Below are 9,745 nucleotides of genomic sequence, written 5' to 3' on the forward strand. Positions count from 1 at the left end.
ACTGCATTGAATGCGGTTGCTGCGCCCATGTCTGCCCGTCGCACATCCCGCTGGTGCAGTACTACCGCTTTGCCAAGACCGAGAGCTGGGCGCGCGAGCAGGAGAAGCGTGCCGCCGATCATGCACGCGAGCGTCATGCCGCGCGTGAGGCGCGGCTGGAGCGGCAGGAGCGTGAGCGCAAGGCCAAGCTGCGCAAGAAGAAGGAGGCCGTCGCGGCCAAAGGAGCAGCGTCGACGTCGGATAAGACGGACAAGCAGGCCGCGATTGAGGCGGCACGCCGTCGTGCCGCGGAAAAGAAGGCGACGGTGGCGCAGGCTGAAGCAACGGCCAAGCCCGTTGATCAGGATGTAGCCGGTCAGCAAGAAGCCATTGCGGCCCCGGTCGACCAGAGCGATGGCACCGTGCTGGCCCAGCCTGCTTCGTCGAAGGCGCCGACCACTGACCCAATGGCTGAATCGAGCAGCCAGCCGACCGATATATCGACAGACCAGCCGAAGGGACAAGCGTCCGCGGCGACCAGACAAGCCCAGCCGCGGGAAGCGGTTGCGGCCGAGCAGGAGTAACGCCGGTGGCTATGACCTTTGTCTCGTCGCCGCATAGCGCGCGCGTCAACCGTGTTGACCAGGTCATGCTGCAGGTCTGCCTGGCGCTGGTGCCCGGGACCCTAGCACTGGTCTGGTTCTTTGGCTGGGGCGTGCTCATCAACATGGCGCTAGCGACCCTGTTTGCGGTGCTCGCCGAGGCGCTGGTGATGAAGCTGCGCGGGCGTCCGGCGCTGCCAGCAATCGGTGACTACAGCGCTGTGGTCACCGCGTTGCTATTCGCGCTGACGATACCGCCGACCATGCCCTGGTGGATGACCCTGCTCGGTATCCTGTTCGCGATCGTCATCGTCAAACAGCTCTATGGGGGCATCGGCTACAACCCATTCAACCCGGCCATGGCTGGCTATGTGTTCTTGCTGATCTCCTATCCAGTCGCGACGACGAGCTGGCTGCCGCCCGATATCCCAGCGCTTCTCGAGGCGCGCGATCTATCGACGCTCTCGTTTCTGGATTCAGCCCGTCTGATCTTCACCGGCAGTCTGCCCGAAGGACTGACCTGGGACGCCGTGAGTGCCGCGACGCCACTGGATGAGATGCGCACGCTGCTCGATCAGGGGCAGACGATCGATGAGATTCGTGGCAGCAGCCCGCTTTGGGGGGATTTCGGCGGTCGCGGCTGGGAGTGGGTCGGGAACTGGTTCCTGCTCGGCGGTCTCTATCTGCTGTGGCGGCGAGTAATCAGCTGGCACATCCCAGTGGCGGTGCTCGGCGGCCTGCTAGCGGCTGCAGCGGCATTTTGGCTCGTCGATCCGCAGCATTTTCCATTCCCCGGATTCCATCTGTTCTCGGGTGCCGCCATCCTGGGCGCGTTCTTTATCGCGACCGATCCGGTCTCGGCTTGCACGACTCGGCGAGGTCAGCTGATCTATGGTGCTGCGATTGGCGTCACCGTCTTCGTGATCCGCACCTGGGGCGGCTATCCCGATGCTGTCGCCTTCGCGGTCTTGTTGATGAACATCGCCGCACCGATGATCGATCATTATTCCCAGCCTCGGGTCTTCGGACATCGCCGCAGCGAGCGCAAGAAGGCCTGAGCACACAGCAGTTGACGGACAATGACCATGAAAAAGGCACCCATCCTGATTGCCGCATTCATCTTGGGCAGTTTCGCCGTAGGGGGCGTCGGCCTGGTGGCGGTGACGCATGAGCTCACCGATGCGCGGATCATCGAGAACCAACGCCAAGCGATGATGGCCAAGTTGGAGGCCATTGTGCCGGAAGGGCGCATGTCCAATGATCCGCTGCAGGATCGCATCGAGGTCAGTGACCCGAAGCTGCTCGGCTCCCCGGTGACGGAGGTCTATCGGGTGCGCGACCAGGGTGAGCCGGTGGCCCTGATCCTGAAACCGATTGTCCCTGACGGGTATGCCGGGCCGATCAAGCTCTTGGTCTCGGTGCTGCGTGACGGCTCCTTGGGGGGCGTGCGGGTGATCTCGCACCATGAGACGCCCGGCCTCGGCGATAAGATCGAGGAGCGCAAGGATGACTGGATCATCGAGCAGTTCAATGGGCGCTCCCTTGGTCAACCACCGCTCGAGAAATGGACGGTGAAGCGCGACGGCGGCGTCTTCGATCAGTTCACCGGTGCGACCATCACGCCCCGCTCTGTGGTGCATGCGGTCAAGGGTACCCTGCTCTTCGTGCAGCAGCACGGCGATTCGCTTTATGAGAGACCCGCGGCCGGTCAGATGAAGGCCGAGTCAGCTCCATTGCCCGCTGACATGCCAACCAACGAGGGCCCGATGGGGGTGCAGCCGGCGGCGGCGCTCAAGGTTCTGCCTGGTCAGCGCTCAGTGCCGACGCTCGACCGGGTCGAGGATCGAGGGCAGGTGATGAGCGCGACCCAGCCGCTGACTGATGCGACCACGGAGGCCTCCTGATGGCGGAGAAGGGCTACGGTGGGTTGATCGAAGAAGGGCTCTGGAGCAACAATCAGGCGCTGGTCGCGATGCTCGGACTCTGTCCGCTGCTCGCTGTCACGACCACTGCAACCAATGGCCTCGGGATGGGGCTGGCGACGACAACCGTCTTGGTGCTCTCGAATGCGACCATTTCGCTGATCCGCAATCTGGTGCGTCCCGAGGTCCGGCTTCCGGTCTTCGTGCTGGTCATTGCCTCGTTCGTGACCGCGGTCGAGCTGACCATGCAGGCCCAATTCTTCGAGCTCTATCTCGTGCTCGGGCTCTTCATCCCGTTGATCGTGACCAACTGTGCCATCATCGGCCGCGCTGAAGCCTTTGCCTCCAAGGCACGGCTGGACCGCGCTATCGTCGATGGCTTGGCGATGGGGATCGGCTTCACGCTGGTGCTGATGGTGCTCGGCGGGATACGCGAGCTGCTCGGTCAAGGCACCCTGTTCTATCAGGCCGAGCTGCTACTTGGACCCGCTGCGGAGGGCTTCGGGCTGACCCTCGGTGAAGGCTTCCAAGGCGCCTTGCTCGCGATCTTGCCTCCCGGTGCTTTCATCGGTCTGGGCTTCTTGATCGCCCTGAAGAACCTGATCGATAAGGCCCTAGTCCGCCGTCAGCAGACGCGGCGCCAAGCGTCTCAGCAGTCGCCAGATGCTGAGGTGACCCCTGTCGGTAGCTAGCCTCTAGTGCTCCTGCGCTGCCCTTAAGTCGGTTTGGTGCCGAATGATCGGCCACAGAGATGGTATATTTGCCCGCTAACCTAGTTTCGGGCCTTTGGTCACGTCGGCAAAGCGGTGCACTGCGGTGCGGCAGTGACTTCTGGCAGCATTTCAAGAAAGACGGGGAGTTTACGCATGTCTAAGAAACATCCAGTTGTTGCCGTGACCGGCTCGTCTGGCGCAGGGACCACGACAGTAAAGCGCGCTTTCGAGCATATCTTTTATCGAGACGGCATCAACGCGGCGGTGATCGAAGGCGATAGCTTCCACCGTTACAATCGCAAGGAGATGAAGGCGGAGATGGCCAAGGCGGCCGAAGAGCACCGCAACCTGAGCCATTTTGGCCCCGAGGCCAACCATTTCGATCTGATCGCCGAACTCTTCGCCAGCTACGGCGATTCTGGTACGGGCAAGAAGCGCTATTACATCCACAGCGACGAAGAGGCGGTTGAGCACAACGAGCGCCTCGGTACAAACCTCTCACCGGGTGAGTTTACGCCTTGGGAAGAGATCCCTTGCAACACCGATCTGCTGTTTTATGAAGGGCTGCATGGGCTAGCCAAGACCGACGAGGCGGATGTCGCTCGACATGTGGACCTCGGCATCGGCGTGGTGCCAATCGTCAACCTCGAGTGGATTCAGAAGATCCATCGCGACAATGCCGAGCGTGGCTATTCGGCCGAGGCCATCGTTGACACCATTCTGCGTCGACTGCCCGATTACATCCGGCATATCACGCCGCAGTTCACGCGCACCGATATCAACTTCCAGCGCGTGCCAACGGTTGATACCTCCGATCCATTCATTGCTCGAGATATCCCGACCCCTGACGAGAGCTTCGTCATCATCCGCTTCAAGGAGCCGGAAAAGTTCGATGTGGATTTCAAATACTTGCTGGCGATGATCAAGGACTCGTTCATGTCCCGGCGCAACACCATTGTCGTGCCGGGTGGCAAGATGGGCTTTGCAATGGAGGTGATCCTGCAGCCCATTATCGAGCGGATGATGGCGGCGCGTAACGTCTAGTCCTGCCGCCAGATGAGGCATTGAGGCGTGCTTAAGCACCCAATGGAGGGGCACCAATGCGGAGGCAGCCATGCCTCCGCAGACTGGGTTTTTATGGCCACTTGTCCTGCGGCTTGGGCAAATCGGCCCGACGGGCATAGCCGTCATCGCCGTCTTGTCCACCGAATAAGCCAGACGACCTGTCTTGAGCGTGGCGGCTAGCAGGTTGTCAGCGGATGTCGAGCGTGCGCTGCACTTAGAGCACACGCGTTAGCCTGAAGCCGGCGACTCGCCTCGTCGCTCTGGTGGACGCACCGTCAGTAGGTGCACGCGACGACTGTCGGCCCGCAAGATGGTGAAGCGAAAGCCGTCGATCTCAACACGCTCGCCGCGTTTTGGCAGATGGGCAAAGGCATGGACCACGAGCCCGCCGACGGTATCGAGATCGCCGCCCTCAAGCGCCGTGCCGAAGTACTCATTGAATTCCTCGATCGAGGTCCGCGCCTTGACCGTATATTCGCCCTTGCCGCGCTTGTAGATGAAGGCACCTTCGTCGAAGTCATGCTCGTCTTCGATATCGCCGACGATCTGTTCCAACACGTCCTCGATGGTGACGACGCCGGCGGCGGAGCCATACTCGTCGACGACGATGGCCATGTGATTGCGGCTCGCCCGAAACTCCTTCAGTAACACGTTGAGCCGCTTGCTCTCTGGGACGAAGACCGCTGGGCGGACATGGTCACGGATGTTGAACGGGCGGCGGTTGGTCTCGGAGTAGTAGGACAGCAGATCCTTGGCGAGCAGGATGCCAACCACTTCACCCTTGTCGTCGCCGGTGACAGGAAAGCGCGAATGGGCACTCTCGACGGCGGTGGCGAGGATGCTCTCGAGGGGATCGTCGCGGCGGATGTAAACCATCTCTGCACGGGGAATCATGATGTCACCGACCCGAAGGTCTGCAACCTGCAGCACGGCTTCCATCATGCCGAGGCCTTCGCGGTCGAGGAGACCTTTGCGCTCGGCTTGCTGAAGGAGCGCGACAAGCTGCTCCTTGGTCTTGGGCTCAGGTTGCGAAAAACCCTTAAAGAGCCGAGGTAAGCGTAGGCGCTGCAGCCAGCGATTGGCTTGGGCGCCGTTTCTAGATCCGTCGTCGCTCGCCATTGGCGTCGTCATTGACCTCATAGGGTGATGGGAATCCTAGCGCGCCGAGGATGCGAATCTCCAGCGTCTCCATCGGCGCGGCCTCGGCGTCTGTGAGATGATCGAAGCCTAGCAGGTGCAGGGCTCCGTGCACGACCAGATGCGCCCAGTGGGCGGTGGTGGTCTTGCCTTGCTCGGCCGCCTCGCGCTGAACCAGGGGGGCGCAGATCACGAGATCGCCGAGCAGTGCGCCCATCTCAGCGAAGGCAGGCTCTGTCGGATCGATCCCTGGCGGTGGCTCGAAGGGGAACGACAGGATATTGGTTGCTCCCGAGCGGCTGCGGTATTGCTGGTTCAGCTCAGCGATCTCGGCGTCATCGGTGATGCGGATGGTGAGCTCGGCCGGCCAGTGGATCTGGGCATGTCGCGGCGAGAGCTCGGGCCCAAGTGCGGCTAACGCCCAGCGCTCTAGCTCAGGAGCAGGGGGGACTGTGGCGCGCTGCTGGGCATCCAGAGGCCCGAGCTGCAGGTCGATCCGGATCGACCGCTCAGGGCGCCGCTCCGATGGCTGGTCGCATCGTTGGTCGGCCAGCCCGTCGGCCAACTCCCCGGTCGGCATCATCGACGTCGCTGTCTTGTTAGGCCCATCGGGCGCGTTAGGCGCATCGGGCGGCTCAGAGGCCTTGGTCGCGGTCATGGGCGTCGTAGGCATTGACGATCCGCTGCACCAGGGCATGGCGCACTACATCGCGGGCACTGAAGAAGGAGAAGCTGATGCCGTCCACTGAGCGCAGGATCTCGACCGCCTGCCGCAGCCCCGAGGGCTGTCCGCGCGGCAGATCGACCTGGGTCACGTCACCAGTGACCACAGCGGTGGAGCCGAAGCCGATCCGGGTCAGGAACATCTTCATCTGCTCGGGTGTGGTGTTCTGGGCCTCATCCAGAATGATGAAGGCCTCATTGAGGGTGCGTCCGCGCATATAGGCCAGTGGTGCGACCTCGATCACGTTGCGCTCGATCAGTTTATTGACCTTCTCGAACCCAAGCATCTCGAATAGGGCGTCGTAGAGCGGGCGCAGATAGGGATCGATCTTTTGCGACAGATCGCCGGGCAGGAAGCCGAGCCGCTCGCCGGCCTCGACCGCTGGGCGAACCAACAGCAGCCGACGCACGCGCTCGGTCTCAAGGGCCTCGACAGCGCAGGCAACGGCTAGATAGGTCTTGCCTGTGCCAGCGGGGCCAACGCCGAAGTTGAGGTCGTGGCGCAGGATCGCGTGCATATAGCTGAGCTGCATCGCCCCGCGTGGCTTGATCAGTCCACGCTTGGTCTTGATGATCACCTCAGGAACGGCCTCGGCACTAGCAGCGGCAACGCTATCGGCGCCAGATTCAACCAATTCCAGATGGACGCGCTCAGGAGAGAGCACCTCGTCGGCGGTCGCCGCATAGAGTCCGTCGATCACCTGGGCGCTGGCCTCGGCCGCCTGCCGCTCGCCGATGACACGGAAGCTCATGCCGCGATTGGCGATCTCGACGCCAAGGCGGCGCTCGATCAGGCGCAGATGGGAGTCAAACTGTCCGCAGAGGTTCGCCAGCCGCACGTTGTCTTCTGGCGCAAGGCTGAGGTCGATAATGGTGGGCGATTGGGTCAATGGTTGCGGGCGAGGGCTATCGGTCTGGTCGTTCGGTGGATGAGCGGCTGAGATGAGATGACGGCCTAGAGCTGGGCGCTGCCGAGGCCGGTCTCAGCGGCGAATCCGATCGCTTTGTCCGAGGTAACTGGCGCCTGTTGCTGAAGCTCGCCACGCAGCGAGTTTGGCAGGGCCTCGGTGATCAGCAGATCAGCAAAGCCGCCGATCAGTGTCTCGGGGCTTCTAAAGTTGACCACCCGGTTGTTCTCGGTTCGACCGGCGAGCTGGCTTGGGTCCTTGCGCGAAGGGCCGGTGACGAGCACCCGGTGGACCTCTCCGACCATCGTCCTGCTGATCTGCTGTGCCTGCTGATTGATCTGGTGCTGCAGACGCGCGAGTCGCCCTTGCTTGATCTCCGCAGGGACAAGGTCGGCATAGTCGGCGGCGGGGGTACCCGGGCGCGCACTGTAGATAAAGCTGAAGGAGTGGTCGAAGCCAACCTCTTTGACGAGACGCAGCGTCGCCTCGAAGTCGACCTCGGTCTCACCGGGGAAGCCGACGATGAAGTCAGATGAGATGCTGATCTCGGGGCGAGCCCGCCGCAGTCGGCGGACCTTTTCTTTGTACTCGAGCGCGGTATGGCCGCGCTTCATCAGCGCCAGAATCCGGTCTGAGCCGCTCTGTACTGGCAGGTGCAGGAAGCTCACCAGCTCCGGAACCTCCGCATAGGCCTCGATGAGGCTATCGGAGAACTCGACCGGATGCGAGGTGGTGAAGCGGATACGATCGATGCCGTCGACCGCGGCGCAATAGCGGATCAACAAAGCCAGGTCAGCGATCTCGCCATCGTGCATCAGGCCGCGATAGGCGTTGACATTCTGCCCGAGCAGATTGACCTCACGCACGCCCTGCTCGGCGAGTCCTGCGACTTCGGCGATAACGTCATCAAAGGGCCGGCTGACCTCCTCGCCGCGCGTATAGGGGACCACGCAGTAGGTGCAGTATTTGGAGCAGCCCTCCATGATCGAGACGAAGGCGCTCGGCCCATCGGCGCGCGGCTCGGGTAGCCGATCGAACTTCTCGATCTCTGGGAAGCTAACATCCGTCTGTGGCTGATGCTGCTGATCGACCGCATCGAGCATCGTCGGCAGCCGATGCAAGGTCTGCGGGCCAAACACCAGATCGACGTAGGGCGCGCGCTCGCGGATGGCGTCCCCCTCTTGACTGGCGACACAGCCGCCGACGCCGATGATCAAACCCGGCCGACGATCCTTCCACGGCCGCCAACGCCCGAGTTGAGAGAAGACCTTCTCCTGCGCCTTCTCGCGAATCGAGCAGGTGTTGAGCAGCAGCACATCGGCCTCCTCGGGCCGATTCGTGCGCTCGAAACCGTGGGATTCATGCAACAGATCGGCCATGCGCGACGAGTCATACTCGTTCATCTGACAGCCATAGGTTTGAATATAAAGTTTTTTTGCCATCAGCGGGGAAGAGCCCTCGGCTTCATCGATGATTCGGTGACGTTGGGGGGAGACGAGAGCGATACTAGGGCAGCCGGGGCGTTGCCTGGACCGTTGCGCTCGCTAGTCAGGTGCGGTCAGATCAGTTCTGCATCGTCATCATCGTGAATCATGGTGTCAAGCGGTGTTGAATCAACGCATCTCGGCATTGAGTGCCGCTCGGCAAGCGTGCGCATTGTACGCGAGTGCGATGGATTGGCAGCGGGTCGATCTGCCAGCTGTTTGAGTACACTGGTCGCTTGACCTTGTCGATGGGAGGGGCGCTCTGGGCTAACCGCTGCGCTGTTGGCGCCAGGCCCTTAGCCGATCGGCAATGAAGAAGGGAGCATAGAGCACGAGGATGGTCAGCGCGAGGATCGCGATCAGCGCAAGCCAGTACCAGGGCCAGGGCCCGAACCAATCTAGCAGGGAGGTGCCTGCTGGCTTCTCCATCAGGTACATGAAGTTGGTTCCGAGGACGGTATTGACTCCCAGGGCGAGGCCGGCGACACCAAGGGTGAGCAAGGGAACACGGATCAAGGAGGCCGGAACCGGTCGTAGCCGATAGACGATGAGCGCGTAGGTCACGCCGATGATCACCAATCCGTGGCCAAGGAAGAACAGCACGAACTCAGCCGATGGGAAGCCTTGTCCCAAGTCCGGTGTCACAAGGGCCTGGGTGGTGCCCCCGAGTGCCCAGAAGTAGACCACTTCGAAGACGCGCGGACTGTCGGTGATCAGGACCCAAGCGGTGAGCCAAACCGCTAGTGCGCAAAGATGCAGAGGTAGCATCTGTGCTGTGAGTCCATCGCGCTGGAACAGAAGCACCAGCTGCACCAGCTCCTGGGAGACCAGCAACAGCGCCAACAGCAGCCCGATCAACCGTGCCCGTGATGGCGCCAGGCTGCGAACGGCGATCGGCAGCAGCAGTGACGCTGCTAGGATCAGGCCGATCGCCGCGAGATGCGAGCTGCTGAAGAGGACGAAGCCGTTGCTCATGAGCGCCTGTTGCGCCTCATTGGGCCAGCCGCTGCGACGACTGTTGCTGTCGCCGGTCGGCCGATGGTCGGGCGTGGCGTTGGACTGGGCAGCGCCCGGCCAGAGCTAGCTCGATACGGTTTCTCACACAGCGTCCAAGTCAGCTCGCCATACAGCGGTTCAGACGTCAAAGGGCTCCTTGCGCTCAAGGTTCGCCGCGGCGAAGTCCCAGTTGACCATCTCCCAGAAGGCATCGAT

Annotated in this window: 9 protein-coding genes and 1 pseudogene; 5 read left to right on the forward strand and 5 right to left on the reverse strand. The window is 62.1% G+C overall.

Features of this window, described 5'->3' with window-relative positions:
- The 5 genes and pseudogenes from ACY693_RS09340 to ACY693_RS09360 all read left to right on the forward strand — a co-directional run.
- A pseudogene (locus ACY693_RS09340) lies at nt 1-563 on the forward strand (hypothetical protein); the annotation flags it as partial.
- Nucleotides 564-574: 11 nt separating this feature from the next.
- Complete coding sequence (gene rsxD, locus ACY693_RS09345; RefSeq protein ID WP_462321564.1) at nt 575-1,639, forward strand: electron transport complex subunit RsxD; 1,065 nt, start codon at nt 575-577, stop codon at nt 1,637-1,639.
- 27 nt (nt 1,640-1,666) lie between these two features.
- Nucleotides 1,667-2,485, forward strand: coding sequence for an electron transport complex subunit RsxG (rsxG, locus tag ACY693_RS09350; RefSeq protein ID WP_462321556.1), 819 nt, complete (start codon nt 1,667-1,669; stop codon nt 2,483-2,485).
- A complete protein-coding gene (locus ACY693_RS09355; RefSeq protein ID WP_462321557.1) occupies nt 2,485-3,195 on the forward strand; it encodes an electron transport complex subunit E in 711 nt (236 codons plus the stop codon). The genes rsxG and ACY693_RS09355 overlap by 1 nt, the downstream gene beginning before the upstream one ends.
- Nucleotides 3,196-3,369: 174 nt before the next feature.
- The gene (locus ACY693_RS09360; protein WP_462321558.1) at nt 3,370-4,260 is read left to right on the forward strand and encodes a phosphoribulokinase; all 891 of its coding nucleotides are present in this window, start codon (nt 3,370-3,372) and stop codon (nt 4,258-4,260) included.
- A 249-nt stretch (nt 4,261-4,509) separates the two neighbouring features.
- Here ACY693_RS09360 and ACY693_RS09365 read toward each other — a convergent pair whose 3' ends face one another.
- The 5 genes from ACY693_RS09365 to ACY693_RS09385 form a co-directional block, all read right to left on the reverse strand.
- On the reverse strand, nt 4,510-5,400 hold the full coding sequence (locus ACY693_RS09365) for an HlyC/CorC family transporter (protein ID WP_462321559.1): 891 nt from the start codon (nt 5,398-5,400) through the stop codon (nt 4,510-4,512).
- Nucleotides 5,378-6,076 carry an rRNA maturation RNase YbeY gene (gene ybeY, locus ACY693_RS09370; protein WP_462321560.1) on the reverse strand — a complete coding sequence of 233 codons (699 nt, stop codon included), beginning with the start codon at nt 6,074-6,076 and terminating at the stop codon, nt 5,378-5,380. The genes ACY693_RS09365 and ybeY overlap by 23 nt, the downstream gene beginning before the upstream one ends.
- A complete protein-coding gene (locus tag ACY693_RS09375; protein ID WP_462321561.1) occupies nt 6,054-7,031 on the reverse strand; it encodes a PhoH family protein in 978 nt (325 codons plus the stop codon). The genes ybeY and ACY693_RS09375 overlap by 23 nt, the downstream gene beginning before the upstream one ends.
- A gap of 65 nt (nt 7,032-7,096) precedes the next feature.
- The gene (gene miaB, locus ACY693_RS09380) at nt 7,097-8,491 is read right to left on the reverse strand and encodes a tRNA (N6-isopentenyl adenosine(37)-C2)-methylthiotransferase MiaB (protein ID WP_462321562.1); all 1,395 of its coding nucleotides are present in this window, start codon (nt 8,489-8,491) and stop codon (nt 7,097-7,099) included.
- 309 nt (nt 8,492-8,800) lie between these two features.
- The gene (locus ACY693_RS09385) at nt 8,801-9,508 is read right to left on the reverse strand and encodes a YwaF family protein (RefSeq protein ID WP_462321563.1); all 708 of its coding nucleotides are present in this window, start codon (nt 9,506-9,508) and stop codon (nt 8,801-8,803) included.
- Between the last annotated feature and the right edge of the window lie 237 nt (nt 9,509-9,745).

It is taken from the genome of Halochromatium sp., assembly GCF_054919635.1.

Bases quoted from the DNA above. Each gene is read 5' to 3' on its own strand.
- ybeY (WP_462321560.1), bottom strand. From the start codon at position 6,076: ATGACCGCGACCAAGGCCTCTGAGCCGCCCGATGCGCCTAACGCGCCC.
- ACY693_RS09355 (WP_462321557.1), top strand. From the start codon at position 2,485: ATGGCGGAGAAGGGCTACGGTGGGTTGATCGAAGAAGGGCTCTGGAGC.
- rsxD (WP_462321564.1), top strand. From the start codon at position 575: ATGACCTTTGTCTCGTCGCCGCATAGCGCGCGCGTCAACCGTGTTGAC.
- miaB (WP_462321562.1), bottom strand. From the start codon at position 8,491: ATGGCAAAAAAACTTTATATTCAAACCTATGGCTGTCAGATGAACGAG.
- ACY693_RS09365 (WP_462321559.1), bottom strand. From the start codon at position 5,400: ATGGCGAGCGACGACGGATCTAGAAACGGCGCCCAAGCCAATCGCTGG.
- ACY693_RS09385 (WP_462321563.1), bottom strand. From the start codon at position 9,508: ATGAGCAACGGCTTCGTCCTCTTCAGCAGCTCGCATCTCGCGGCGATC.
- rsxG (WP_462321556.1), top strand. From the start codon at position 1,667: ATGAAAAAGGCACCCATCCTGATTGCCGCATTCATCTTGGGCAGTTTC.
- ACY693_RS09360 (WP_462321558.1), top strand. From the start codon at position 3,370: ATGTCTAAGAAACATCCAGTTGTTGCCGTGACCGGCTCGTCTGGCGCA.